The organism is Vreelandella sulfidaeris (genome assembly GCF_042429665.1).
Classification (GTDB): domain Bacteria; phylum Pseudomonadota; class Gammaproteobacteria; order Pseudomonadales; family Halomonadaceae; genus Vreelandella.
In genome coordinates this window covers 1-26,749 of record NZ_JBHMAC010000020.1, presented here as the reverse complement: position 1 = coordinate 26,749, position 26,749 = coordinate 1, and the positions used below count along the sequence as shown (strand labels likewise).

The following is a 26,749-nucleotide window of genomic DNA, read 5'->3' as shown; positions in this document are numbered from 1 at the left end:
TTAGACCGGCGGTTGACGAACAGTCCGACACACTAGCGAAGACGCATAACGCATGACGCTTCTTGCCCTGGGAATAAATCATCGTACCGCCAGCGTGGCTGTACGTGAGCAGGTCGCTTTTACGCCAACGCAGCTTGAAACCGCGTTGACTGAATTGCGTGGCCTGCCACAAGTGAGTGAAGCGGCGGTGCTTTCTACCTGCAACCGCACGGAACTCTATTGCGTCACGGATGCTGCTGGCGAGCAGGCGGTCCTCAATTGGCTCGGACGCTTTCATAACTTACGCGTCGATGAGCTAACGCGCTGTGCCTATCACTATTTAGATAATGATGCCGCGCGCCATTTAATGCGTGTGGCGGTGGGCCTGGACTCAATGGTACTGGGCGAGCCGCAAATTCTCGGTCAGTTGAAAGACGCTTATCAGCAGGCGCGTCAATCGAAAGGGTTGGGAGGCGAGCTTGAGCGGCTATTCCAGCATACATTCGCCGTGGCCAAGCAAGTGCGTACCGAAACAGGCATCGGTAAAAACCCGGTATCGGTGGCCTATGCTGCGGTCAGTATGGCCAGCCGCATTTTTGACGATTTCAGCCGCTCCCGCGCGCTGCTAATTGGTGCTGGTGAAACCATTGAACTGGTCGCCCGTCATTTACACGAAGCCGGCGTTCACCAGCTAACAGTCGCCAACCGTACCCGAGAGCGTGCCGAACTCGTGGCAGGTCCTTTAAACGGGACCGCCATTACACTTCAGGAAATCCCTGAGGCGCTTGAGCATGCTGATATCATTATCTCCTCCACCGCGGCCCCTCTGCCCATTCTTGGTAAAGGAATGGTCGAGCGCGCCCTTAAAAAACGCCGTCACCGGCCAGTATTTATGGTGGATATTGCAGTACCACGCGATATCGAACCTGAAGTAGGTGAGTTAGCGGATGTATTTTTGTACACCGTGGACGACCTGGAAGAAGTGATCCAGGAAAATCGCCGACATCGCCAGGTTGCTGCTGATCAAGCCGAATCGCTGATTGAGCATGGCGTGGGTAGTTGGCAGCACGAGCGACGCATTCGCCACGGCGGTGAATTGATTCGTGACTACCGCCAGCATGGCGAAGAACTACGTGATATTTCTCGTGACCAGGCGCTGGAGCGGCTCGCCCGTGGCGAAGACCCTGCTAAAATCATTGAACGTTTGGCACATCAGTTGACTAACCGTCTCCTCCACCAGCCTACTCAGGCAATACGCGACGCCGCTTCTGAAGAGCAACACGAGCTTTTAAATGCGGCAACGCGACTGCTATTGCCTGCTAAGCCAGCCTTTGAGGCTGCACCGGCGACGACAAAAAACCGCCAGAAGGATGATACGCCCGCATGAAAGAGACCTTGCGCCAACGCTTAGACAGCTTTACGGAACGGTTTGAAGAACTGGCGATGTTGCTGTCGGATCCTGACGTAATCAATAATCAGCAGCGCTTTCGCGACTACTCCCGTGAGTATGCTGAACTAGAGGAGCTCGTGGCAGCTTGGCAGCGCTATCGTGATATCGAAACCAACATGGAAGAAGCCGAGCAGCTTAGCCGCGATAGTGATGCTGACATGCGCGAGCTGGCGGAGATGGAGCTTAGCGAAGGGCGCGAGCGGCTAGCTGAGCTAGACACAGAGTTGAAGCGCTTGCTCGTACCTAAAGACCCTGACGATGGTCGAGGCATATTTCTGGAAGTGCGCGCGGGTACCGGCGGCGATGAGGCGGCTATCTTTGCTGGCGACCTGTTTCGTATGTACTCACGTTACGCAGAGAAACGCGGCTGGCGGGTCGAAATCGTCAGCGCCAGCCACGGCGAGCAGGGCGGCTATAAAGAGATTATTTCCCGCGTGAAGGGCGATGGCGTCTATGCACAGCTGAAATTTGAATCCGGCGCCCATCGCGTACAGCGCGTACCAGCGACAGAGTCGCAGGGCCGTATCCACACCTCTGCCTGCACCGTGGCGGTCATGCCTGAAGTCGATGACGTGGGCGATATCGATATCAATCCGGCTGATCTGCGCGTCGACACCTACCGTTCCAGTGGCGCCGGTGGGCAGCACGTTAACACCACCGACTCGGCCATCCGGATTACTCACTTACCTACCGGTGTGGTGGTGGAGTGTCAGGAGGAGCGCAGTCAGCATAAAAACCGTGCTAAAGCGATGTCACTGCTGGCCGCCAAGCTGAAACGAAACGCCGTGGATTCCCAGCGCCAGGAGCAAGCGGATGCGCGTCGTTCGTTGGTTGGCTCGGGGGATCGCAGTGAACGTATTCGCACCTATAACTTTCCCCAGGGGCGGATTACCGATCACCGCATCAATCTAACCCTTTATAAGCTCAATGAAGTGGTCAGCGGTGAGCAACTGGATGATGTGATTAATCCGCTGATTCATGAGTATCAAGCAGAACAACTGTCAGCCCTTCAGGACGCCTAATGTCGCTTGATGAACTGCTTAAGCAGGCCGTTCAGAGGCTACAGGCCGCCAGCATCGATTCGCCTCGCGTCGATGCTGAAGTGCTGTTAGGTCACGTTCTTGGACGTGACCGTACGTGGCTCTATACGTGGGGGGATAAACAATGTCCGCAAGGAGAGCGCGATAGGTTCGATGCATTGATAGCGGCCCGTGCCCAGGGCACACCGGTTGCTTACCTTACTGGTGAACGCGAATTCTGGGGGTTGCGCTTAGCGACCTCACCTGACACGTTAATTCCCAGGCCCGATACTGAAACCTTGGTAGAGCAGGCGCTGAGCCGAGCGCTAAGCCCACAAGGCCGACTACTGGATTTGGGAACCGGGACTGGCGCTATTGCGCTGGCGTTTGCCAGCGAACAGCCACACTGGCACGTACTTGGCGTCGATCTACGTAAAGAAGCGGTCGAGTTGGCGACTCGTAATGCGGACGCATTATCGATAAAGAATGCTCGGTTTACGCAAAGTGACTGGTTTAGTGCGCTGGAGGCTGCCGGTGAAGCTGATACGCAGTTCGATATTATTGTTAGTAACCCCCCTTATATCGCCGCCGATGATCCTCATCTAAGCAAAGGCGATGTACGTTTTGAGCCACGCTCAGCGTTGGTATCAAACGCCGATGGCATGGCTGATTTACTGTATCTGGTAACGTCAGCACAGCACTATTTAACGGCGTCAGGTTGGTTGCTGCTTGAACACGGCTATAACCAAGCAGCCCAGGTGCGCGAAGCGTTGATTAATGCTGGCTATCAAAACGTTGAAAGCGTTTTTGATCTGGGCGGCCATGAACGGGTTACCCTAGGGCATCTTTGATAACTCCCTGATTTATCAGTATTGGATCCTGGCATGAAATCTAAAAATAGAACGCTGGACCGTATCGACCTTAAAATTCTGCGCTGCCTGCAGGAAAATGCACGTATTTCATACGTTGATTTAGCTTCGGAAGTGGGTCTATCGACCACCCCTTGCCTTGAGCGGGTCAAACGTTTAGAGAAGGCGGGTATCATTCGTGGCTACCAGGCGATTCTTGATCCCTGTGCGTTAAAAGCTAATTTATTAGTTTTTGTTGAAATTAGTTTAGAAACGCAGTCACCTGCGGTCTTTGATGAGTTTCGTCGCGCTGTCGAGACGTTGCCGCAGATACAGGAGTGCCACCTTGTGTCGGGGCAGTTCGATTACATTTTAAAATGCCGCATTCCAGAAATGGCCGCTTATCGTCAACTGCTGGGAGACGTGGTGCTGACGCTTCCAGGCGTTAAAGAGTCTAAAAGCTACGTGGTGATGGAAGAAGTAAAAGAGAGCTTCAATCTACATATTCCCGCTTTTGAGGAATTTGAGGACAAGTAACCCGATGATGGATGACCAGGCACTGCTGCGCTATAGCCGTCAGATTATGCTTCCTGAGGTAGATATTGAGGGGCAGACGCGTCTGCACTCGGCTCATGCGTTGATTATTGGCGCAGGGGGGCTAGGCTCTCCGGCAGCGCTTTATTTAGCCGCCTCCGGGGTAGGGAAAATCACGATTGCCGATGCCGATCAGGTCGAACTTTCCAATCTTCAACGCCAAATTGCCCACCATCAAAACAGTCTAGGGATGAATAAAGCGCACTCTGCCCAGGCCAGTATGCAGGCGCTTAATCCGCACTGCGAGGTGGTCGCGTTAGACCAGGATGTGAAAGGCGAACCGCTTGAGGCACTGGTGGCGTCAGCCGATGTGGTGCTGGATTGTACTGACCGCTTCTCAAGCCGGTACATGATCAACGCTGCATCGCAGAAGGCAAAAGTACCGCTGATTTCCGGGGCGGCAATCCGTTTTTCAGGCCAGTTAGCGGTATTTGACCCGCGTGATGTAAATTGCCCGTGCTACGCCTGCCTTTATCCGCCTGATGATCAGGGCGATGAAGCACTCAGTTGCGCTGAAAGCGGGGTGATGGCGCCGCTGGTAGGCGTAATAGGCTGCTTTCAAGCGGTAGAGGCATTCAAGCTATTGAGTGGGGCAGGCACTATTCATCAAGGTCTCTCAACGTTTGAGGGATTAAGCGGCCAATGGCGCCACTTTAAGGTGCCACGCGACCCCGCGTGCCCGGTCTGCGCTCAACGATATTAATATCCACACAGCAACTGAGGGCGTTTTAGCCTCTTTAAGCGCTTGTTTTACCTTGTTTTTCGACGGTTTTCGGCGCGTTAGTCTGGGTGTCAGTAGCGGCGTTTTGCACGACAGGCGCCGAGTCGTTGCGACGCGCTGATGAGGTTGGAGCGCTTGGTTTCGTGTCGTTAAAGGCACTTTTTAGTATTTCGTTGTTCGGGTTCATATCGATACTACCGTGGAAAACGCTTCCGTCCTCCAATACTAGGCATGGGGCAATGATCGTGCCTGACACCTGCGCGCCTTTGTGAATCGTGGCACGATTGAGGACGACCAAGTTGCCGTTTATTTCACCCGATACATGTAGCGTGTGAGCAAACACATCGCCGTTAACATAGCCATTGGCTCCTAGCGTTACCGTATGTTGTTTGCAGGTAATAACGCCACTGACGCGACCTTCAATCGTCAAATCCTCATCACTATTAATATCGCCTTCTACTTGCGTTTGGCTGCCAATCACCGAAAGGCTTGGCCGGCTTGATGGTCCAGAGGACGATGCTGGCCGAGTTTCAGGCGCTACTAACGTCTTGGCGTTATCCTCAGTGGTGGCATGCTTGGCTTTGTTAAACATAGAGTAACTCCTGGTGAATGGCGTCAGCGAACTATCTAGGCTGAGGTAACGAGCATGAAAAAAGTCATCCTCCACTTTAGTCTGCTTGCTCCCTTAACAAAGCCCAGAGTTAAGCCGAGTGAGGTGGCTTATTCACGCCGTCATCAGAAAGTAGAACGCGTATAACATTAACTGGGCTAACCACATCTGAGGCGGCAGGATAAAGATATGGGCATTCAAGCATGGTTTATTATATTAGGCGTTATCTCAATGACGCTGATTGTATGGGATGGTAAGCGCCTGAAAGCAAAAGAGCGTCTTTCTAACCACACTGCTAACCGTCAACATGCATCTGCGATTCATGCGTCTCTCCCCGCTAGCGTGCCGTATTTAGCGTTTTCACATCCTGCTGCAAAGCCCGCTGTCGTTCCCATCGCGAAGCCCGAGCCAAAACGTATCCGCGAGGGCAGCCTCATTGGCGCAGCTACTCAGATTTCAGGCAAGCTGATCGCCGACGAACCCGTGCTGGTTAAAGGTCGCTTAGAAGGCACGCTCCTTGCTCCCAATCACCCTGTCACAATCACTTCGACTGGCTATGTCACGTCTTACGTCGAGGGGGACTGTGTCGATATTGATGGACATCTTGCCGGGACGTTGAGAGCTAATAAGAAGGCCACGCTGCTATCGAGAGCGCGCCTTCAGGGGGCAATCGAAGCCCCGTGTCTGGAGTGTGCGGCGGGCGCCTGGCTTCAGGTAGATGTGGCCAAAAAAGCCAGTCGCCCAAAAGTGGCCATGGTGTCGTAAGTCAGATACGGGTCATCTATGGCAGGGTGCACGTTGCCAACCTTAATCACTGCGCTGGAGTGTTTCGGCGATCCTTTGCTTGGCTGATACTTAAGTATAAACAGCTTATAAACTAAAAAAGGATCAACGGGATGAAGCACCTTTCTCTTAAATGGAGCCTGACGGCTGCGTTAGCCTTGCTAGTGCTTATGATAGGGCTGATCAGCGGTCTTGGATTTTATGCTAACAACAACAGTTCGCAGGTACTGGAAGAGCTAGCCTCTACTAACGTGCGGCTCACGAACCTAGCTAACCGGACACAAGTCAATGCACTAAGAGCGCAAACCTTCCTGGATCGCTCCGCAAATTTTAGTACTCAGGGTAACCCAGAAAAAGGCCAGGAGAGCCTTGCCATGGCGGCCCAGGCCGTTGCAGATGCTGAGGCGCGCTTTCAGGAATTTCGTGACGTGCCCATCGATCCTGACGGCACGCTAGCCCCCCACCGTGATGCCATTATCAGTGCCTATACAGCGTTTGTGACGGAAGGCATGGTGCCTTTATTAGACGCTGCCCCTTTTCAAATTCAGCGTAGACAAGAAGCGCTGGGAGCCTTAAGCACCGAGTTGGATGCGGCAATGAGTGGGTTTATTGCCTATACCGAAGAGCGCGGGGCGAACGTCCTTCGACAGGTCAATCAACTTGAAACCGTGATTGGCGTCATTGCCATTGCGCTTCTACTAGTGTCAATTGCGGCGGCGCTGGTGATCAGGTGGGCAATGATGCGCATAGTGGTCAGGCCGCTTCGTGAGGCCAGTGAGCATTTTTCACGGATTGCCGATGGTGATCTGACAAGCCACATTGAAGATCGCGGCCGCAATGAAATTGGTCAGCTGTACATTGGGTTAGCTGCCATGCAGGAAAAGTTAAAAACGCTGGTAATCGCGTTGCGCGGCAGTAGCGAGCAGGTCTTTAGCGGGGCAGGTGATATTTCAGTGGGCAGTCAGGACCTTTCTTCAAGGACTGAACAGCAAGCTTCTGCGCTTCAGCAAACCGCCTCTAGCATGGAGGAGATGTCGGCTACTGTCAGGAAAAATGCTGAAACGGCACAAGAAGCGGATCATCTTTCGGTCGCGGCGTCACATTCAGCCGAATCCGGCGGTGAGGAGGTCGAGCGCACAGTAGCGCTAATGCGCGATATTTCTGCCAGCGCAAGTCAGGTAAACGATATTATTGGTGTGATTGATTCGATTGCCTTTCAAACCAATATCCTAGCGCTTAATGCATCGGTTGAAGCTGCGCGAGCAGGCGAACAGGGGCGAGGCTTTGCGGTGGTGGCCAGCGAAGTACGCACATTAGCAACGCGTAGCGCCGACTCAGCGAAAGAGATCCGTCATTTGATCGAGCAAACCACCGCGAAGATTACCGGCGGGGCTGAGCAAGCAGAGCGCAGTGGGCAGACGATTCATCAAACGGTAGACGCGATTCGCCAGGTGACGACACTGATGGCTGAAATTTCGACCGCCACCCGAGAGCAAACGAGTGGGATTGAGCAGATTAACGCTGCGCTTACCGAAATGGATTCCGTAACACAGCAAAATGCTACGCTGGTGCAACAAACCAGCTCAGCTGCCAATTCTTTGGAAGGACAAGCCCGCGAGCTCGCCGACTTAATGGCTACTTTCCGTATAGATGAGAATGCAGAGAGTAACGTAACACTAACCGAGCCTCGTGCTGCTCAAGAGACAAAAATCAAGCAGCGTCGCCATGCATTGCCGCCACAGCAAGAGCCGAAAAGTAACAAAGTCACCGCTGATGAGTGGGATGAATTCTAGCCGTTATTAACTCAACGCCGCCGCTAATCAAGTATGGCTATTAACGGCGGCTGTGAGTGCTTACTATCACTTAAACGCTATGCGTGGGCCGAAACACGTAAACGAACATAGTCAGCCGACCAGTTTCCTTGCTCATCGCGTAGGCTATGGCCTAACAGCGTTAAGGTGTTTTCAAGCACGGCTTCACGAATGTCTTCATCCAACCCATGTAGGAAAGGGCTGGCAAAGGTTTCAAGCCATCCAATCATGCCGGTAGGTAGCGGCGTTGGTCGCGGAATCAGCTCAATGCTGTCTACTTTGAAGCCTACTGTTTGCAATATGTGGCCGTATTCCTGGGGAGTGGGAAAGTACCAGGGGTGCCTGCCACGCACACTAATGCCACGAAACTGAAGTGCGGCTATCAGCGCCGTACAGATAGCGGCGACATTGCCATGACCGCCGAACTCAGCAACAAAACGTCCGCCGGGCTTTAACGCCCTTTTAACCCCAGATAAAACGGCCTGGGGATCAAGCATCCAATGTAGCGCTGCATTGCTAAACACCGCGTCAAATTCATGATCAAAAGGCATTTGGTGCCCATCAATCACGCGAGCAGTAACGCCACGTTGACGGGCGGCTTCAACCATTTCTTCTGATGCGTCTATGCCTAGTACATCGGCGCCAAGTTGCATTAAGCGCTCTGACAGTGCGCCATCGCCACAGCCAAGATCCAAAATGCGTTCGCCGGGTTGTGGTGCTAAAAGCTTAACTACTTCGCTGCCTAGCTTAGGCACAAAATTGGCATTCTGAGCATAGCCGCTGGCGTTCCACTCTTGTCCTGGCACACTTGGGTGGGTATTGGTCATATCGGCTTCCTGGCGTCGTTATTATTCCATCAAGGGGGCGTCATAAAATAGTGCTACACTAGTATAGCTTGCTAATCTCTAACTTATTAGCGGCTAATGAAAATCGAAGCAATAATTTCGATCATTGCCTTGTTTTGGTTAATGCCTTCAGACTGACGGTTGCGCAGTGCTTTATTGCCAAGCGCTACGATAAGGTTGCCGCCCAATGTAGACAGGTAAGCTAAAAGGACAGTAATGAAACCACCCATTATGCGTTATAGCATTGCTTCGCCTATCGGTGTGCTTGCCGATACTCATGGGCTCTTGCGTGATGAGGTGTGCTTATTACTACAAGAATGCGAACTAATTCTGCATTTAGGAGATGTGGGTAACAAAGATGTGGATAAAGCGATCCTGGAGCGCCTGGAAGCAATCGCCCTCGTCCATTGCGTGCGCGGTAATATTGACACGGCAGCATGGTCGGCAAGTTTACCACTACATCAGGATCTCATCGTTAATGATCGTCACCTGCATCTTGTTCATCGTTTAGAAGATTTTGATTCAGCAACACCTTGCGACGCGGTATTGCATGGTCACTCCCACAAACCTCGTAATGAATGTCAGGCGGGAAAACTGCTCTTTAACCCTGGCGCTGCGGGGAAACGTCGCTTCAAGCTGCCTATTACGTTAGGCAAGCTATGGATAGATCAGAACGGTATGCGCGGGGCGATTATCCATTTGCTGTAGTTGAATAAGCATGCCACTTCAGTTGACGGGGCATGCCAAGCAAATCCTGTCACGTGCGGAGATTCTGTTACCCTATTCTCATATTATTCGGTTAAGTGTTATCCAACTAAGCGAGGTTCTATGAGCAACGTTATTGATCTTCTTAAATCCCACCGTTCGATCCGCAAATTTAGTGACCGTCCCATTGCACGTGAATTACTGATCGAGCTTATTCAGGCGGGGCAGGGGGCCGCTACGTCCAGTCATGTTCAAGCGTATAGTGTCATTCATGTCAAAAATCAGGCCAACCGTGAGCAAATAGCTGAGCTTGCGGGAGGTCAGAGTTATATCGCTAGTTGTGCGGATTTTTTAGTCTTTTGTGCGGATATGAAACGTTCTACGGAAGCTTCTGAGCAGACAGGGGCAAATGTAGTCAGAGGGATGACCGAACAGTTGCTGGTGGCGACGGTGGATACAGCACTGATGGCGCAAAACGTAGCAGTGGCCGCCGAGTCCGAAGGGTTAGGTATTTGCTATATTGGCGGTATTCGTAACAATCCTCAGGAAATTAGCGACCTGCTACGCTTACCTCAGCATGTCTACCCCGTGTTTGGCATGTGTCTGGGCTACCCTGACCACGCCCCTGAAGTGAAACCGCGACTCCCCGTGGAAGCTATTCTGAAAGAAGACTACTACACTGAAGATGACGAGCAGGTAAAAACATTCGACGCCACTATGCACGATTATTATCAGGCTCGTACGAGCAGCAACAAGGATACTGACTGGTCGCAAAACCTTAAGCCATTATTTGATACCAAACTGCGCCCTCATATGCATGAATTTTTGGTGAAGCGTGGCTTTGAAATGAAGTAGCTTTGAGATGAAATAGCCTTGAGATGAACTGGCCTTGAGATGAAATAGCCAGGAAAGGTAATAAATAAATAGGCTAGATTCTATTTAATCATCTATACAACAAGAGAACGTTCAAGAAGTGATGCACGTTCTCTTTTCTTTATTATCAGGAGCTCAACCGCATGCGCGTTTTTTCTAATCCCGTCGGTTCTGGCTCCCTTTGGTTTGACAATCTTGCCACGGCCAACGGTACCCCCGTTGCCTATGACCCACAGGCCAGGGCTTTTGTGCCCATGCCGCCTTTTTGTATTAATCGGGATATCATTGGCTGTAATTGGATCGCGCCTGAAGAGGGCGCTTTTTGTCGCTCTTGCGCCATGACTGCCCTGGCGCCCGATCCTAGTTTGCCGAATGCGATACCGAACTGGGCGCAAACGGAAGCGGCTAAACGCTGGGTACTGGATAACCTGGGGCGTTGGCATTGGTTTCGCCCTGAGGATCCCGGCGCGCCCCCCGTGTTCCATCTGCTTGCGGAGGGTAAGACCCCAGTTCCAATGGGGCATATTGAAGGTGTCGTGACGATTAGTGTTGCCGAGGTAGATCCGGTGCTGGTGGCCACTCGACGTGAAGCGCTGGAAGAGCCGTATCGCACCATGATTGGACATATGCGACATGAAATATCGCATATGCTTTGGTGGCGGCTGAGTCTGCGCAAGGATTTCCTTGACGCATTCCGCGAGACGTTTGGTGATGAGCGCCAGGATTATACCGCTGCGCTTCAGCGCCACTATCAAGAAGGCCCCCCGCCTGATTGGAAAGAGCGTTACTTGACCACTTATGCCTCGGCACACCCCCACGAGGATTGGGCTGAAACGGCGGCTCATTTGCTGCACTTGACGGATATTGCCGATAGCTTTGCAGCCTCCGGACTCTCCTCTCCAGAACTGCCAGGCAGTCACTGGGAGCCGTATGCTGAGCACGACGCTGACCAGCTCATCTATGTGGCAGCAGCACTAACGATGGGTGTTAATCACGTCAATCGCTCAATGGGGCTGCCTGATCTCTATCCCTTTGTGCTATCAGATACAGCACGGAGCAAACTTGCCTTTGTACATGATTGGTTGCGCCGCGGGGCGCAAGGACTATAACTCAAGGACTGTAACTCAAAAACTATAACGAGAGTTTGTAGCAAACTATCGAGGTGAGTGATGAACCTAGACCGCGCTTATCGTCTGTTAGCCGCTTTTTTCACCTTAATGCTGTTCATGGGGGGGATCGCTTTAGCGATAGGCGGGGGTACATTGCTAGCGCCTGTGTATTTACTATTGGGCGCTATCGCCGTGGCTGGTCTCTGGGGATACATCTTAAAACGCAGGTTTATGAATCCACGTATGTGGCGGCCCTTGGCAGTTGTTCTAGCGGTAGGCAGTGTCATGCAGTTAATTATTATGCTGACAACGACGGTGTCGAGCGTTCTCTTAACCTGGATGCTAGCCAGCAGCATTTTTTCAGTCATGCTCGCGATCCTGCTTTATCGCTATGGAGATCGTGACCAACCACTCTGGGCATCCCAGAAGGAGCGGGAAGCAGGGCGTGAATTAGACGCAATGTTAGCAGGGCGCTCTTTTTTAATCGCCACCCACCGCGATAGTGAGCGAGAGAACAGCGTTAAAGTGACAAAGTCGATAGAGGGATATAGAGCCCACGTGACGCGGCGAACGCCAACAGGGCAGGAGCGGTTTGAAGAACGTTTTCGTTATCCAGAAACGCTAGTGTTTTTCCTGGAGAAATTCACTAGCGTATCGGTAAGCGATTTTAAGTCGACAGCATCGGGTGAGCATGTCGGAGGGTAATGCTTTTTAGTGGTTTGCTAGTTTACAGCGCTGGTCTCTTGGGCTGCCAAGAGCTCTTCTAGCTGAGGAGCTAGTGTCTGCTTAATATGTAGATAGAAAGGCATTAAGTCCTTATGCATTTCTTTTTCTGCTTTAGTATGATCAATGTAAAAAGCATATCTTGAGCCATGGTATTCTATTGCTTCGCTGACTTTGGTGAAGTAAAAACCTGACAGTGCTAAAAGTCTAGGTAGACGTGCGTCCATCATCGCAAACACGTGTCTTTTTTTACTTAACCCAACTAAGGAGTAAGTGCATAAGAAAAGTCCAATAGCTATTAATGGGAATGTCTTTTCTTCTTCCAGTGTGAATTTTTTACCATCAGCTGCGTTATCTACCGGAGTGTCTGTTTTTTGACGGGCACGAAAACGACGAGAAATTGCTAGGCGTGACACCTCGCATGTCTGTTGTTTAGGCATCAAGCCAGGGTGAAATGTATCATGATTAAGTTTACCATCACCTTGTATCTCTACCGGTAGCTTGCTGAGTTTAGAGGAGGTGTCAGCCGATGGCATTACTAACCTCATGCAGCCTGCAAGCATGCCGCTTCTTTTATGTTCTATTAAACAGTGAATAGAGGTTGTATCATAATCATCAATTTCAAAGTTTTTAGTTTGATCTTCCGTCATTTCATAATTGAATTCTTGCAAGAAAACCTCATGCCTTAAAAACAAAGCTCGGTTTCTTTCCTCGCTAGTTCTTGCAATCGTAAATTCGTAATCTTCTAGCAGTTTGTTGAACGGCATTGTATCTAAGGATTTCGGAGGGCGAATGTTTTCTGTTGGGGCCATGCCTTTTTCCTAGTCATTGTATGGTTTGCTAATGCTAATTAATGACAGATGTCATTAATACTTATGGTTTGTTAATCAATTCAGTTATTTTTCCAGGCCTTCCCAAGTGATAACCTTGACCATAAGTTATACCATACGACTTCAATATTGGAAGTAAGTCTTCTTGTTCAACAAACTCAGCAATCGTTTGTTTGCCAAATCCAGTGGCAATATCGGCAATGGCTCGAACAATAACACGGCTATCAGGACTGATCAGTAGGCTTCGAATAAAAGAGCCATCAATCTTAATATAATCAACCGGCAACTGACCCAGGTAATGGAAGCTACTAAACCCAACTCCAAAATCATCCAAGGCTGCTCGGCAGCCTAAATCTCTAAATGCCTGCAACACACCACGAGCGGTGGAGAAGTCAGTCACTGCGGCTGTTTCAGTGACTTCCAAAATCAAATGATGGGGGTCGGCACCACTTGCTGCTAATTCATTGGCAAGAAACTGCTTTAATCCTTCGTCGTGTAACGATTGTCCAGAGAGGTTTACCGCCAGCGTAATGCCTTTTTGCTGAAGCTGGCTGAGCGCTTTTAAACTATGGCGTAATACCCATCTATCGATTTGGATGATTTGCCCACTTTGTTCAGCAACAGGTATAAAGTGGCCAGGAGAGATTAGATTGCCATCTGGATCACGCATTCTTAGCAGCACTTCATGGTGCTTAACGTCCTGATCTTCCAGTCGCATAATCGGCTGTACCATCAGTTCGAAGCTGTCTTCTTCAAGCGCTGTCCGTATACGTTCAACCCAGGAAACACGTTCTTGCAGAGCTTCTTTGGTATTCTCAGTCTTAGATAGAAGATGCCAGTGCTGTAACCCATTTTCTTTCGCTTTATACATCGCTACGTCGGCACTTGCCATAATGTCTGCCGCAGAGCCTCCATGGTCGGGAAACAGTGCAATACCGATGCTCGCCGTTACTCTTAATCGCCGTTTAGCAACTTTAAAGCTCATGCTATCCAGTAGTTGAACTATTTGCTGGGCTATTCCAGTGGCGTGGTTGGCATCCGCGTTTACTAACAATAATGCAAATTCATCGCCCCCCAACCGAGCAATAACGCTACGATGACCAAGGTTGAGAGAAAGCGTATTGGCTACCTCGCGTAATAATTTATCACCTATGTAATGGCCGTTAAGCTCATTCACTTCTTTGAATTGGTCCAGGTCCAGTAATAGCACGGCTCCGTGCTGGTGATGCCAAATGGCTTTTTGTAATTCTTCCTGGAACTGACGGCGATTATAAAGCTCAGTCAGTAAATCTCGCTCTGCTAGCCACACTAAACGTGCCTCGGCAGACTTACGTTCGGTAATATCCAGGCCAACCGAAATCCTGGAAACGTAGCCATCATCGCTCGAGCGAAGCGGGGCGTGGTACCAGGCAATGGTATGTAAATACTGACTAGGTGAGATAAAGGTTTGTTCTTCATGGCAAGGTGTGTCAAAACTTGCGACGGGAGAAGGAGAACCAGGTGAGAAAATATCAACAAAGTGGCGACCTAACAGTGAAGGTTCGCTTAATTCCAGCATTTTACAGGTATAGTCGTTGACGAGACTGATACGGCCAGCGCTATCTTGGGCAATAATAAAGACTTGTGCTGTGTCTAATAAGCTACCTATAAAGTCGCGCTCGTTTGCTAAATCGTTGATTCGCTCCGTTAGTTGATTGCCTCGATCTCTTACTTCAGTTTCCAGGCTTTCAAGCTGTAGAGAAAGTGCTAACGTAGTGCTTTCCAGTACGTCAATTTCATCAGGAATGGCGCTTTGCTTTGCTGGTATTGCGGTGCGAATTTCATCAAAACCTCCACTCGCTAACCGTGGCAATAAATCGGCTACCCTGCGCAACCTGGACATGGGCCCCATTAGAATTAATAACAGCATTAACTCGGCCGCTAACCAGCCGATCACGCCCACCGTTAATAAAAGACGAGTATCATGTTTGATAGCCATCAATTGCTCGGTGATATCGGAAATTAAAAGAAAATAGCCGGTATTGCTGCTGGGATACTCTTCTTCCATAAAGACTGCGCTAAGTTCCAGGTTGCGTCCTTCATGCTGTAAGCGCAATGGTGACATTAGTAGCTGCTGCACTGAAACGTTGCTGGCTGCATGTCGAAGTGGCTCTAAACTATGCTCTTCATGAGTTAAAGCAACAATATGCCCATTCCAACCTGTTAACTGACGACTAGAACCGACGGTGCTTTCGTTAAAGGAACCGGTGACCAGGAGTGCAATCTCACTATTAGATACTTCTTTGGCTTGTCGCGTGACATCCGCTAGCGAGCGAGATAGGACTACCATCCCAACGCTTTCTCCTTCTACCAATACAGGTACTGCTGCAAATTGTTGGCAACTGGAAGTGCAGCGTAGGGTCGTTAATGGCACCTCATTATTTAAAACCTGATTGATCCAGCTTTGTATTGGCAAGCTATTTTTAGTGTCGTTAATGCCCCAGTTACCTAACGTTCTACCGTTACTATCAACTACTAAAATATCATCAATGCCTGCTTCAAGCTGTAACGTTGGCCATAACGCATCTAATGCACTTTCAAGCTCCGGTAAGTTTCTTGTTTGGAGGGGGAGCCCCAACCCTGCTGACGCAGCGGTTAATCCGGCTAGCTGGCGAAGGTTGTCGGACGATCTTTTCAGAGCTAGATGAATCTCACGCTGCTGTCTTTCGTGATGTTGCGACCGGCTTTCTGCAAATTGGCGCGTCAGATTCTCATGACCAATCCAGGTAAACAACGAAACCAATACAAGTAGTAATAGGCTACTTAAAGCGGTGACTCGCCATGTAAGACCGAATCGATAAAAATTACGAAATTGCATAATCTTTTTCATCGCTACTGTTTCCAGCTATATAGATTATTGTTTAGAAACGCAGCGATAATTGGAATAAAAACATATTCCAACGCTGACTAATTTGTGTTGAGTCGATATTGTCCCTATTTGGAAGCCATCCAGTACCATCTATATAATGGTATTCACCAGCGACCATGATTTGAGGGTGGGGAGTCCATTGCAAACCGAACGTTAAGTCGTCTGAATATTGGGAATGTGCAGGTCCTTTGCCTTCTGCTGCAAATGTGCGACCGGAGCGATCATCGCGGTTATTAATAAGACTGTCATAGCGGACAAGCCACTGCCATTGGCTATCTAAGCGGCGAGTAAATTGAACATACCAACTTTCACCAGTTCGACTTGAATCGGGAAAGGAGTCAAAACCTGTAAGTTCTAATGTTCTAATTGCATATTCAGTAGTTAATGTCCAATGTTCTTGGTTGTACTGGAAAGAAAGCACCCAAGGTCGAAAGCGGAAAGAGCCATCACCGGGAGCATCAGAGGTGGATGAGTAATCGGCATTAGCATTTGCAGCACTAATGGCAGTCACAAAACGGCCTCCGTCATGTTCATAGCGGACTTGACCAATCACGGAAGAGCCTGCATCCAGAGAACCCGGGAATTGATCAAGCCCCAGTGTTTGTTCTACATCATCTTCCATGCGAGCACGCCCCACACCTATCTGTGTTCGCACTATTCCATTAGGAACTCTTTCTTCGTGGTAGAGACTCATACCGTCTCCTGAAAGGCCTAAGGAGCGAGTGCGTTCAAAATAAATGGATTGAGGGAGTAATATGCTCGGACGAGTAAAGGCGACATCTCGAGTCTGGTTGTAAAAACCAAACGGATTTTTGAATCTACCTAGCTGAATACCTGAGGTACGTTGTTGATTAGAAATAATCTGATAGTCAATGAGGCCGTAATCTAGCTTGGGAGTTGCATCAGCCAAGTTATCACCCGTATTGCGGCTTAGCGCCTGAACAGCAAGCAACACGTCTTGATGAGGGCGTAGCGAGGCGTTTAGGCCAATCTCGGTAAATTCTAAACTACCGTTATCTTTACTGCTTTGACCAAAAAAATTGTTTTCATCCGTAATGACGAGTGCTTGGCTAAGAAAACCATGCACTTGAAGTGTGTCCATGACGCCATTATCACTTAGCGCATAAGCTGAAAAGCATGACGTTATTGCGCCTACGGTAGCGGCTAAAACGTAACGTTCATTCCATTGAAATGACTTGGACACTGTCATCCAGATACTCCCTTTCAAGATAGCCTATTGCGCCAGGTGTATTGGCAACCCTCTCACGCATTTCCAATTGATCCTTTACCCGGTTGGGTGCTTGGCCTGTGCCGGAGAAAACCATGCGGTCCCATGCCAGCTGTAATTGGTGTGGGTAAACCGATAAATGCTCTTTACAGAAGCGGGCATGAATAGCGTGGTTGCTCCCTAAAACAAATACCTGCACAGCTTGACCGGAGGGCCAGGTACGTTGGCGCATAGCAAATATGGCGCGCGTCGTGTCGCGATTGAGCCATTGGGTGGATACATTTGAATTGGCCACTAGCAAGACAGGTGGCTCCCGAGACGCCACTTGTGTTGAAGCGATTAATAGCCAAGCCATGATCAATAGGGAAATGAGTGATCGGTAGGCTCGTCGAACACAGCCGCCGATTATCACAAACGGTATCATTGTGAGATATTGTTCCGGTATTTTCGTGATGCCAAGCCCATGCACCATGAAGAGAGTCTCTGTCCTTGCTGTGCATATGACTTGATGACATTGCCTCCTAAGGCATTATAATTTTGTCAAGCTAATTTTTTGATTTAAATGTAAAATAATACAAAACCCTATCCTGCCATCTCGGCACAATTTATTTCTAAACACTACAACAAATTAATGAGAATTACAGGGGGGGTAAGGTTATAACCTTGGGTAACAGTATCAGTCGCTAAGTCATCGGCAGTACCAATATGATGAATGTTTCAGTCTTGTTATTACTGTTTTTTCATTTCATGTATTGGCCCACCCTAACCACAAGGATAATGCATCATGTTTACTGGCCTAAGTGCGTTTCCACTCACCCCTTTGAACGAGCAGGGCATCCAAGAGCAATCGTTAATTGGTTTAGTTACGCGCTTGGCCGAGGCCCAGGTGGATTCCATTGGCGTGCTGGGGTCGACCGGCAGTTACGCCTATTTGAGTGTTGAGGAGCGCGCTCGCGTCGCTAAACATTGCGTCGAGAACGCTGGGGATGTGCCAGTGGTGGTGGGGATTGGTGCGCTTCGCACCCGCGATGTACTGACGAACGCCGATAATGCCCAGAAAGCGGGTGCGAGTGGAGTTCTGCTAGCTCCCGTTTCCTATCAAAAATTGACCGATGATGAAGTGTTCGATCTTTATAAAACCGTCTGTCATTCATTGAGTGTGCCGCTATGTGTTTACGACAATCCGGGCACTACACATTTTGAATTTAGCGATGAACTGCACGGGCGTATTGCTCACCTGCCTCAGATTCGTTCTATCAAGATTCCGCCAGTCATCAACGACCTGGCAACAGCACGTGAGCGCATCGCTCGGTTGCGTGCGCTGATCCCCCACGATGTCACTATCGGTATCAGCGGCGACCCGGTAGCGGCGGTGGGGCTAAATGCTGGCTGCGATGCGTGGTACTCCGTTATCGGTGGGCTATATCCTAACGCTGCACTGGCACTCACTCGGGCTGCTCAAGCAGGGGATGCTAAACAGGCCGAGGCGCTTTCTGATGCACTAGAACCGTTATGGGCGCTTTATCGTGAGTATGGGGGTAGCTTGAGGGTGGCCGCCACGATTGCAGAAGTGACGGGCAACGTCCGTCAGCCTTGCTTGCCTCAACCGCTAAAAACACTGCAGGGTGATGACCGCATAAAAGTGGAGCAGGTGCTGGAAAAACTAAGCCTAGCAGCTGAATTTAAGTACTAACACAGCGCCAATAAAACGCCCAGCCAAGGCTGGGCGAGGGCATGTCTGCATGGCAATTACTCAACGAGCTCAAGCAGGCGATCGGGATAGTTAGTGAATAACCCGTTTACGCCCATATCCATTAAGCGTTTCATCTCATCGGTTTCATTGATGGTATAGACATGTACCTGTAGGTCGTTTTCATTAGCTTGGCGGATAAAATCAGCATCAATCACTTCCTGGCCTTCATAGATGAAATTAGAGCCAATGCCGACCGCGTATTCCGCCACTGCCTGAAAATCCTCGTCGGCGATGTCAGCAGGCCCAGGTGTCACTCCTGTCCACTCCACTAGACGCGAGTCGTCTTCTTCGCTTGGGTAATACCATACCAATTGGATAAGCGGAACGTTTTCGTTGAGTTGGTGCATTTTTTGCAGACTTTCTTGCTCAAAAGACTGCACCAGTACGTGCCCACTGTCGATCATGTCGTGCTCTTCAAGTATGGCTACCAATGCCTCTTCCAGGCCAGGATTTAAATGCGGCGACTTGGTTTCTATGTAGTAGCGAGCATCGTGGCCAAAGCGCTCTAATACCTCGTCCAACGTTAGTATCTTCGCGCCTACAAAGGTGGGGTCGGCACTACCGGGGTTTGCCTCATTAAACCAAGTGCCGGTATCCAGCGCTTTGAGCTCTTCCAGGGTGTAGTCGGTGATCGCGCCTTCGCCGTTACTGGTGCGCTCAATGGTGTCATCATGAAACACGACTACCTCACCGTCGGCGGTGATTTGAGCGTCCAGCTCCAGGTAATCGACATCCCACTCGTGGGCCAGTTCATAGGCCGCCATCGTGCTTTCTGGGGCGTGTCCGCTGGCGCCACGGTGGGCAATTACCTGAAACGACGCTAGATCTTTTAGCTGTTGCTCAAGTGGCGAGGTATCTGCGAGTGCAGAGGTACTAGCAGCACCAGCAAAAAGACCCACTGTGGTCGAGATAATCAATAAATGCCGTTGCATGGCTGTTCCTTATATTGAATGGTTGTTTAATAACCCTACACGGATCTAGCCATAAAACCTAGTCGCGCTTTTCGTCTTCACGTGAGCGAAAACTGCTAGTCTTTTAAGTGAATAAATGGATATGAGCCAAGCGCTAGGGAACACGTTATGACCAAAACGAAACGATGGCTGCCCTCCCTGATCAGTTTTGCAATTGCTCTGCTGTTCGGGGTGGCGCTGGGCAGCGTGGTGCAAACCCAGTTCAATCTGAACGCGCTTCAAGGTATTGGTGTAGAGATTCCACTAGCGCAACGCCTGGAAACCACGCTTATCGATCTGGTCAGCTTTGCGCCGATCTACGCACTGCTATTCTCAGTAGGGTTTCTATTGTCACAACTGGCGGCGATCGTGCTCTGCAAATGGCTGGGTGGTAGGTTTTTGGCGCTCTTAAGTACGGGCGCAGCAGCGTTAGGGTTACTGGTTAGCATAAAAATCGTTGATGCCTTCGCCCCTATGCCCACGTTTATCGCGGCTACCCGAGGCACGTTAGGATTGGTCGCCATGCTGATAACGGCGGCACTGGCGGGCTGGTTGTTTGCGGTACTCAAAAAGCGTTCGGAAAGGTACTCGTCAGCGCCTAAGGTGCGCAATGCTAGCGGGCTATACAGTGTTCTGTTGGTAGGGGGCGTCAGCGGCCTTATGACGCTCGTACCCCCGGTACAGGCGCAAGCCGAGCCGTCCTACCACGTGGCTACGTTTGCTGATTCGCTTGAGTACCCTTGGTCGCTCGCGTTTCTGCCGGATGGCCGCCTGCTGGTGACAGAGCGCCCAGGCCGCCTGCGCCTGCTTGGGCCGGATGGCGATACGCTGGTGGCGTCGCTTAGCGGTATGCCGGCTGTTTACACGGGTGGCAATGCAGGGCTTTTCGATATCCTGATATCGCCGGATTTTGAAACTGATCAGAAGATTTTCTTTAGCTATGCCTGTGGCACTCACGAAGCCAACCATACCTGCCTGGGCACCGGTACACTGGCGGATACCCGCGTGGAAAACGTGACTGAAATATTTCGTGTCCAGCCTTCCAAAAAGCACTTTTCTCACTTTGGCGGCCGCCTGGCCTGGCTACCGGATGACACGCTGATTCTCACCTTGGGCGATGGCTTTGATTACCGTGAACAGGCCCAGAATCTGCATAACCATATCGGTAGTATCGTGCGTTTGAACCAGGACGGCAGCGTGCCGGACGACAACCCCTTTGTTGGCCGCGACGATGCGCGCCCCGAAATCTATAGCTATGGCCATCGCAACGTGCAGGGACTGTTATTCGATACTCAGCACCAGCGGTTGATTGCTCACGAGCATGGCCCGCGTGGAGGCGATGAAATTAATATCATTAAACCCGGCGCAAACTACGGCTGGCCTATGGCCACGGGCGGGCTGGATTATAACGGCGCGCACATAACGCCTTACCACACGTATCCAGGCACCGAATCAGCGCTATTGGAATGGACGCCCTCCATCGCCCCCTCTGGCATGGCGCTTTACACGGGAGCGCTATTTCCCCAATGGCAGGGCGATCTATTTGTCGGGGGACTGGCTTCTCGTGACGTACGCCGTGTGCATATCGACGATGAGGGTACTCGCGCAACGGAAGTTGAACGGTTGTTCGGCGAATTGGGAGAGCGCATTAGAGAGGTGCTTATGGGTCCTGAGGGAGCGTTATATCTACTGACCGACAGCCCTGACGGCAGGGTGCTACGGGTAACCCCCCAGCAATAAATGGAGACACTGTAACAGGGAAAACTTTATGGCCAATATCGTGATCTGTGCAGATGGCACCTGGAACCGTCCCGAAGAAGACCTGGAAAAAGATTTTCCCACCAATGTGCTAAAGCTTGCCCGCGCGATCAAGCCTGACACCGGTGAGTTAAGACAACACGTGTTTTACGATTGGGGATTGGGTTCTTACCACAGCCGCATCAGTGCGGGAGTTACCGGCGTTGGGATTCATAAAAATATCGTTGACGGCTACCGTTATATTATTCAGAACTACGCCCCAGGTGACCAGCTCTACTTCTTCGGCTTTAGCCGTGGTGCCTACACTGTGCGGGCGCTTAGTGGTTTGATCAACAACTGCGGCATTGTAAAGCGTGAAGATGCTCAGCTAATCACCCAGGCCTGGAAAATCTATAAAAGCCCAACCAAAACCAACCACCCTAAGGGTAAGGCGGCCCGGCAATTCCGGGCCGACTACAGTCACGCTTCACGCGATATACATTTTATCGGCGTATGGGACACCGTAGGCGCGCTGGGTATTCCGTTCAGCCTGATGGGGCTATTTGATAGCCACGATGAGTTCTACGACACCAAAATGGGGGCTAACGTCGATATTGCTCGCCACGCACTGGCGATTGATGAAAAGCGTGAAGATTTTGCGCCCACGCTTTGGACACCCAGAGAAGGCGTTGATCTTGAACAGATATGGTTCGCTGGCGCGCATGCGGATATTGGCGGCGCCTACTCACCGGATAAAAACGGGACCCAGGCCTCAGATACACCCCTTGCCTGGATGCTAAAGGAAGCCAACGCCGCTGGTTTAATAACGGAATCACATCTGCACAATCGCCTGACTGACGGTGTGCAAGGCAATATCCACCAGTCTCGCAAGCATGTTTATCGCTTTAAGCGTCCTTTGGACAGGGCGTTAATGCCTAACGATCATCCCATGCTTATTCATCCTAGCGTTAAGGCGCGCTATGAGCGGGACGATAACTATCGCCCACCTGCCTTAAAAGCGTTGGTGGAACAATACGGTTGGGAAGGGCTCCCACTGGGAACGTGATAAACGTAATAGCAACCAACGGTTGAATTTCGTTTAGGTGCCTGCATAGATAAAGCGACAGCAAATTCACAAGGAGGCGTTATGACAACGTTAGTGATTGGTGCGAACGGGCAGATCGGCAAGCAGTTTTGCGAGCTGGCCCACCAAGCGGGCACGTCGATTAAAGCAATGATTCGCAACGAGGAGCAGGCTGCCTGGTTTAAAGACCGCGGTATAGATACCGTGGTTGGAGACCTGGAAGGTGATTTTGAGCACGCGTTTGAAGGGTGCGATCAAGTGATCTTTACGGCGGGCTCTGGCCCTCATACCGGTCCGGACAAGACCTTGATGATCGATCTTTTTGGGGCCATTCGTACCGCCGATATCGCCAAGCAAAAAGGTCTCTCGCGCTACATCATGATCAGCGCCATGCGCTCGGAAGTTCCTTTGGAGGCACCTGAAAAGATGCGCCCCTATATGGCCGCCAAGTTTGCCGCGGATGCCCACTTGCGCAACAGTGGCCTTTCCTACGTCATTCTTAAACCTGGACGGCTGACCGATGAAGAGGCGAGCCAGCAGTTTGCCAGCTCATTTGATGAAGCAGGCGATAATCAGATCTCGCGCGCCAATGTCGCTCATGCGCTACTCCACACCGTGCAAACGCCCAGTGTGATCAACCAGGAGTATCTGTTGCTGGATGGGCAACGCGCGATTGGCGATATAATTCTGTAAGCGTGGCGTGAGCCACACCGAAGCCCCAACGGCACTCACCCTCTTGGTGCCTTTGGGCACATGGCGGTCACCGGCCAATGTTCGGTGGCCGTGCAAGTTGTCTTTAGTCATCTAGCAGTAGACTCTGCCTCCCATCACGCCAACACCTGTCGCGATTCACTATAACGAGCGAAATGAACATGCCACTTCCCGGTTTTGAAAAGCAAATGCCCCCAGGGTGGGTGTGGGATGATACGCGTGCCTTTTTGGCAGTGGCCCGCCACGGCACGCTAAGTGGCGCAGCAACGCAATTAAAGCTGGGTATAGCCACGCTCGCCCGACGTATCGAGCGCATGGAAAAAGCCTTGAAGTTGCCGCTGTTTGTGCGCCACCAGTCGGGCTATCAGTTAACCCAGGAAGGCGCAGGGCTAATGGAAAAAGCCGAAGCCCTGGAGGCCGCAGCAGCCGCGTTTAGCACCGGCGTTACCCACGCCAGCCAGCTAACCGGCCGAGTGCGCCTGGCTACCGCCGAGAATCTGGCCACCGCGCTGATCTTGCCAGCCTTGACGCGTTTCCATGAGCAGTATCCCGGGATTACGCTGGAACTGGTGACCGATATCGCGACCGCCAACCTACACCGGCGCGATGCTGATCTGGCGCTGCGCATGGTCAAGCCCGAGCGGGGCAACGTCACGCTGCGCCGCCTGGGAACGCTGGGCTATGGGCTTTACGCCAGCGAACGTTATGTCGCGCGCAATACCGGCGAAGACGCGAGCCAACATGAAGCGGAGTCCTATATTGCCTGGGATGAAACATACGCTCATTTGCCTGCCGCCCGCTGGATCGAGGATACGTTGCAAGGTCGTGAACCGGCGATCACCACCACGTCAATCGCTACTCAGGTAGCCGCCGCCAAGGCGGGGCTTGGACTTGCTGTATTGCCCCATTTTTTGGCGTCCAAGGCCGGGCTAGCCTGCGTGGCTGCCGATATAGGAGTGAGCCAGCCGATCTATCTGGTTATTCAGACAGATCTCACCCAGTCAGGTCGTGTGCGTGCAGTGGCTGATTTTCTGGCGGAGTTGGTCAGTCATCATCAAGAACCGCTAAACGGCTAACGTCGCTTTCCAGTCATGAAGGCATCAATACATGGGCGCAGTAGGGGAGGTGGATTGAGCCTGCTGCGCGGCCAGGTACTTTATAAGTGCGTCTGCTTCATCAGGGTGGGTGAGCCGGATAAAGTTGATGTGGCGGTAGCGCGCGTCGATAGAATCGTCAAAGTAACGCCAGCGGTTCGAGCGCCAGTGTGTGAGCATCCAGAGTAAAATAGAGTCGCGGCTTAAAAAGGTTTGACGGAAGGTTTCGCGGTTGCCTGTTCCTGGCCACAGTTCCTCGCGGCTTTTGATCCGCACGACTGCGCGCTTGAATCCCTGCCAGGAGGTGCGCCAGAAACCGTAGTCGAGCCATACGATCATGTCGACCTCGCGCCATTTGATATCGCGCGTGCGGTTGAAGTTGCCGTCCAGCACCCAGCCATCCGGGGCGCTTTCGAGCGCCGCTTGCAGCTTGGCGAAAAACGCCTCGTCAGGGGTGCCTTGCCAATGGGGCCGCCAGAAGAGCTGGTCCAACTGAATGTAGGGAACGTCGAGTGTCTTGGCGAGCCGCTGGGAGAGCGTGCTTTTACCACTGCCGCTACTGCCGACCACATTGATCTTCATGACGAATCTCTTTTTTGCGGCGCAACAGTTTATGTTCAAAGCATAGGGCGAGCAAATCTGGCAACCGGCGGCTTGTTCATGGCCGCGGGCGGTACGCTCATTGCCTCCAATCATTAAGGCACCTTTGTCTAAGCAAGGGGCCTCCTTCACTAATGTCGCGCATCAACCCTTGCGTTAAGGCGGCGCCCATCTCCTTGTTTGATGTTGGCGTCACTACTGATCATGCCGGTATCTGCTCATTATAAAGCGGGGTGACCCCGCTGTTCATTTCTCCTCGCCATCGTGCATGTTGAAACAAAGCCCTGAACGATTGGCGTTGCAGTTCAGCATGTATACAAAAGGTGTATATAAAAAAGGAATATAAAATTATTTTTTTATTCCTTTTTGGTGGTTTTGATTTGCACTAATATAGTGCGCCTAATGAGTGATACCGCAGGGCACCAATGGCCCGTTAGGCAAATCTAGGACGCACTATGAACGAGCAAGAGGGCGCGCACTTCAAGCGCAGTATGCAGACGCGTCATTTGGTGATGTTGTCGCTTGGCGGTGTGATTGGCACCGGGCTATTTTTAAGCTCCGGCTATACCGTGCAGCAGGCCGGGCCTACGGGCGCGGTATTGGCGTATCTGGTGGGCGGCATCGTCGCCTGGCTGGTGATGATGTGTCTGGGTGAGCTTGCCGTGCATATGCCGGACTCCGGCGCGTTCAGCGCCCACGCCAGCCGCTATATCGGCCCCGGCACCGGCTATATGGTGGCTTGGATGTATTGGCTCACCTGGACGGTAGCGCTGGGCTCGGAATTTACCGCCGCGGCGGTGTTCATGGGGCGCTGGTTTCCGGATATCCCCGGCTGGTACTGGAGCGGCATGTTCGCGGCCATCGTGTTTGGTGTGAACGCCTTTACCTCGCGCTTTTTTGCCGAGTCCGAGTTCTGGCTCTCGCTGATCAAGGTGATCGCGGTAGTGGTGTTCGTCATTGTCGGCGCAGGCGCGATTATTGGCTGGGTGCCGCTGCAGGATGCAAGCGGCGCCGGGGTGGCATCGCCTGGGCTGTCGGCGTTCTGGGGCGAAGGCGCCATGTCGCCGAGCCTGCTGGCCATTGGCACCACCTTGCTGGCGGTGATGTTTGCCTTTTCCGGCACCGAGCTGATCGGCATTGCCGCTGGCGAAACCGTCGACCCGGCGCGTAATGTGCCCAAGGCTATCCGCGCGACGCTGTGGCGGCTCATCCTGTTTTTCGTTGGTACTATCATCGTGATCGCGGCGCTGCTACCCCAAAGCGAAGCCGGGCTCAGTCAAAGTCCGTTCGTGGCGGTATTCCAGCGTCTGGGCGTGCCGGGTGCTGCCGATATCATGAACTTCGTGATTATCACCGCGCTGCTCTCGGCGGCCAATTCGGGCCTGTATGCCTCATCGCGCATGCTCTGGACACTGTCGGATCAGGGCACTCTGCCCAAGTCACTTGGTCGACTTAACAAACGCGGCATTCCCATGAACGCGCTGCTGCTCAGCATGATCGGCGGTTTCGGCGCGCTGTTTTCCAGCATGTATGCCCCTGAGACCGTCTATCTGGTGCTGGTGTCGATTTCCGGCTTGGCTGTGGTGGTGGTGTGGATGGCGATCGCGCTCAGCCAGCTCAACTTCCGCCGCCACTATCTGCGCGGAGGAGGGCGTCTTGAGGATCTGGTCTACCGCACGCCGTTCTACCCCTGGGTACCGCTGATCGCCTTTGCGGCCTGCCTGGCGGCGTGTATTGGCATCGCCTTTGATCCCCAGCAGCGCGTGGCGCTCTACTTCGGCGTG

Annotated in this window: 25 protein-coding genes; 17 read left to right on the top strand and 8 right to left on the bottom strand. The window is 51.7% G+C overall.

Going from position 1 to position 26,749, the window contains the following annotated elements; genetic code table 11:
• Positions 1-52 precede the first annotated feature (52 nt).
• Genes hemA through ACFFLD_RS20295 form a run of 5 tightly spaced genes read left to right on the top strand, consistent with a single transcriptional unit; the run spans position 53 to position 4,593 of the window.
• Complete coding sequence (gene hemA, locus ACFFLD_RS20315) at positions 53-1,366, top strand: glutamyl-tRNA reductase (RefSeq protein ID WP_386043529.1); 1,314 nt, start codon at positions 53-55, stop codon at positions 1,364-1,366.
• Positions 1,363-2,451, top strand: a complete 1,089-nt coding sequence (gene prfA, locus ACFFLD_RS20310; protein ID WP_386043527.1) for a peptide chain release factor 1 — start codon at positions 1,363-1,365, stop codon at positions 2,449-2,451. The genes hemA and prfA overlap by 4 nt, the downstream gene beginning before the upstream one ends.
• The gene (gene prmC / locus ACFFLD_RS20305; protein WP_386043526.1) at positions 2,451-3,299 is read left to right on the top strand and encodes a peptide chain release factor N(5)-glutamine methyltransferase; all 849 of its coding nucleotides are present in this window, start codon (positions 2,451-2,453) and stop codon (positions 3,297-3,299) included. The genes prfA and prmC overlap by 1 nt, the downstream gene beginning before the upstream one ends.
• A 33-nt stretch (positions 3,300-3,332) precedes the next feature.
• Positions 3,333-3,833, top strand: a complete 501-nt coding sequence (locus ACFFLD_RS20300; RefSeq protein ID WP_386043524.1) for an Lrp/AsnC ligand binding domain-containing protein — start codon at positions 3,333-3,335, stop codon at positions 3,831-3,833.
• A 4-nt stretch (positions 3,834-3,837) separates the two neighbouring features.
• Positions 3,838-4,593: a HesA/MoeB/ThiF family protein gene (locus tag ACFFLD_RS20295; RefSeq protein WP_386043522.1), complete on the top strand. Its 756-nt coding sequence runs from the start codon at positions 3,838-3,840 to the stop codon at positions 4,591-4,593.
• 34 nt (positions 4,594-4,627) lie between these two features.
• On the opposite strand, the gene ACFFLD_RS20290 is transcribed toward ACFFLD_RS20295, so the two are convergent.
• Complete coding sequence (locus ACFFLD_RS20290) at positions 4,628-5,203, bottom strand: bactofilin family protein (RefSeq protein WP_386043520.1); 576 nt, start codon at positions 5,201-5,203, stop codon at positions 4,628-4,630.
• A gap of 207 nt (positions 5,204-5,410) precedes the next feature.
• On the opposite strand from ACFFLD_RS20290, the gene ACFFLD_RS20285 reads away from it, so the two are divergent.
• Together ACFFLD_RS20285 and ACFFLD_RS20280 are read left to right on the top strand one after the other, a co-directional pair.
• Positions 5,411-5,986, top strand: a complete 576-nt coding sequence (locus ACFFLD_RS20285) for a bactofilin family protein (protein ID WP_386043518.1) — start codon at positions 5,411-5,413, stop codon at positions 5,984-5,986.
• A gap of 131 nt (positions 5,987-6,117) precedes the next feature.
• Complete coding sequence (locus ACFFLD_RS20280) at positions 6,118-7,797, top strand: methyl-accepting chemotaxis protein (protein ID WP_386043516.1); 1,680 nt, start codon at positions 6,118-6,120, stop codon at positions 7,795-7,797.
• Between the two features lie 77 nt (positions 7,798-7,874).
• On the opposite strand, the gene ACFFLD_RS20275 is transcribed toward ACFFLD_RS20280, so the two are convergent.
• Positions 7,875-8,642, bottom strand: coding sequence for a class I SAM-dependent methyltransferase (locus ACFFLD_RS20275; protein ID WP_386043514.1), 768 nt, complete (start codon positions 8,640-8,642; stop codon positions 7,875-7,877).
• 234 nt (positions 8,643-8,876) lie between these two features.
• Here ACFFLD_RS20275 and ACFFLD_RS20270 point away from each other — a divergent pair, with 234 nt between their 5' ends.
• The 4 genes from ACFFLD_RS20270 (at position 8,877) to ACFFLD_RS20255 (ending at position 12,052) form a co-directional block, all read left to right on the top strand.
• Entirely contained in the window at positions 8,877-9,368 is a 492-nt protein-coding gene (locus ACFFLD_RS20270) for a metallophosphoesterase family protein (RefSeq protein WP_386043512.1), read from the top strand.
• Positions 9,369-9,488: 120 nt separating this feature from the next.
• A complete protein-coding gene (gene nfsA / locus ACFFLD_RS20265) occupies positions 9,489-10,220 on the top strand; it encodes an oxygen-insensitive NADPH nitroreductase (RefSeq protein ID WP_386043510.1) in 732 nt (243 codons plus the stop codon).
• Between the two features lie 161 nt (positions 10,221-10,381).
• Positions 10,382-11,347, top strand: a complete 966-nt coding sequence (locus tag ACFFLD_RS20260; protein ID WP_386043508.1) for a zinc-binding metallopeptidase family protein — start codon at positions 10,382-10,384, stop codon at positions 11,345-11,347.
• A gap of 60 nt (positions 11,348-11,407) precedes the next feature.
• Positions 11,408-12,052 (top strand): hypothetical protein, encoded by a 645-nt coding sequence (locus ACFFLD_RS20255; RefSeq protein ID WP_386043506.1) that lies wholly within the window; start codon positions 11,408-11,410, stop codon positions 12,050-12,052.
• A gap of 17 nt (positions 12,053-12,069) precedes the next feature.
• Here the strand turns inward: ACFFLD_RS20255 and ACFFLD_RS20250 are convergent, their stop codons facing one another.
• The 4 genes from ACFFLD_RS20250 to ACFFLD_RS20235 all read right to left on the bottom strand — a co-directional run bounded on the left by ACFFLD_RS20250 (position 12,070) and on the right by ACFFLD_RS20235 (position 17,331).
• Positions 12,070-12,882 (bottom strand): PEP-CTERM/exosortase system-associated acyltransferase, encoded by an 813-nt coding sequence (locus ACFFLD_RS20250; protein WP_386043504.1) that lies wholly within the window; start codon positions 12,880-12,882, stop codon positions 12,070-12,072.
• Positions 12,883-12,943: 61 nt separating this feature from the next.
• Positions 12,944-15,769: a bifunctional diguanylate cyclase/phosphodiesterase gene (locus tag ACFFLD_RS20245; RefSeq protein ID WP_386043502.1), complete on the bottom strand. Its 2,826-nt coding sequence runs from the start codon at positions 15,767-15,769 to the stop codon at positions 12,944-12,946.
• Between the two features lie 31 nt (positions 15,770-15,800).
• Positions 15,801-17,018, bottom strand: coding sequence for a hypothetical protein (locus tag ACFFLD_RS20240; RefSeq protein WP_386043500.1), 1,218 nt, complete (start codon positions 17,016-17,018; stop codon positions 15,801-15,803).
• Positions 16,987-17,331: a hypothetical protein gene (locus ACFFLD_RS20235; protein WP_386043602.1), complete on the bottom strand. Its 345-nt coding sequence runs from the start codon at positions 17,329-17,331 to the stop codon at positions 16,987-16,989. The genes ACFFLD_RS20240 and ACFFLD_RS20235 overlap by 32 nt, the downstream gene beginning before the upstream one ends.
• 489 nt (positions 17,332-17,820) lie before the next feature.
• On the opposite strand from ACFFLD_RS20235, the gene ACFFLD_RS20230 reads away from it, so the two are divergent.
• Positions 17,821-18,729 carry a dihydrodipicolinate synthase family protein gene (locus tag ACFFLD_RS20230; protein ID WP_386043498.1) on the top strand — a complete coding sequence of 303 codons (909 nt, stop codon included), beginning with the start codon at positions 17,821-17,823 and terminating at the stop codon, positions 18,727-18,729.
• A 56-nt stretch (positions 18,730-18,785) separates the two neighbouring features.
• Here ACFFLD_RS20230 and ACFFLD_RS20225 read toward each other — a convergent pair whose 3' ends face one another.
• Positions 18,786-19,721, bottom strand: coding sequence for a glycerophosphodiester phosphodiesterase (locus tag ACFFLD_RS20225; protein ID WP_386043496.1), 936 nt, complete (start codon positions 19,719-19,721; stop codon positions 18,786-18,788).
• Positions 19,722-19,868: 147 nt separating this feature from the next.
• Here ACFFLD_RS20225 and ACFFLD_RS20220 point away from each other — a divergent pair, with 147 nt between their 5' ends.
• The 4 genes from ACFFLD_RS20220 (at position 19,869) to ACFFLD_RS20205 (ending at position 24,347) form a co-directional block, all read left to right on the top strand.
• Positions 19,869-21,479 carry a PQQ-dependent sugar dehydrogenase gene (locus tag ACFFLD_RS20220; RefSeq protein WP_386043492.1) on the top strand — a complete coding sequence of 537 codons (1,611 nt, stop codon included), beginning with the start codon at positions 19,869-19,871 and terminating at the stop codon, positions 21,477-21,479.
• A 28-nt stretch (positions 21,480-21,507) separates the two neighbouring features.
• Complete coding sequence (locus ACFFLD_RS20215) at positions 21,508-22,542, top strand: DUF2235 domain-containing protein (RefSeq protein WP_386043490.1); 1,035 nt, start codon at positions 21,508-21,510, stop codon at positions 22,540-22,542.
• An 81-nt stretch (positions 22,543-22,623) separates the two neighbouring features.
• Positions 22,624-23,253: an SDR family oxidoreductase gene (locus tag ACFFLD_RS20210; protein WP_386043488.1), complete on the top strand. Its 630-nt coding sequence runs from the start codon at positions 22,624-22,626 to the stop codon at positions 23,251-23,253.
• A 173-nt stretch (positions 23,254-23,426) separates the two neighbouring features.
• Positions 23,427-24,347, top strand: a complete 921-nt coding sequence (locus tag ACFFLD_RS20205) for a LysR family transcriptional regulator (RefSeq protein WP_386043486.1) — start codon at positions 23,427-23,429, stop codon at positions 24,345-24,347.
• 24 nt (positions 24,348-24,371) lie between these two features.
• On the opposite strand, the gene ACFFLD_RS20200 is transcribed toward ACFFLD_RS20205, so the two are convergent.
• Positions 24,372-24,947 carry an adenylate kinase gene (locus tag ACFFLD_RS20200; protein WP_386043484.1) on the bottom strand — a complete coding sequence of 192 codons (576 nt, stop codon included), beginning with the start codon at positions 24,945-24,947 and terminating at the stop codon, positions 24,372-24,374.
• A gap of 473 nt (positions 24,948-25,420) precedes the next feature.
• Between ACFFLD_RS20200 and ACFFLD_RS20195 the strand changes: the two genes are divergently transcribed.
• Positions 25,421-26,749, top strand: a 1,329-nt coding sequence (locus ACFFLD_RS20195) for an amino acid permease (protein WP_386043482.1), incomplete at its 3' end; no start/stop codon positions are given.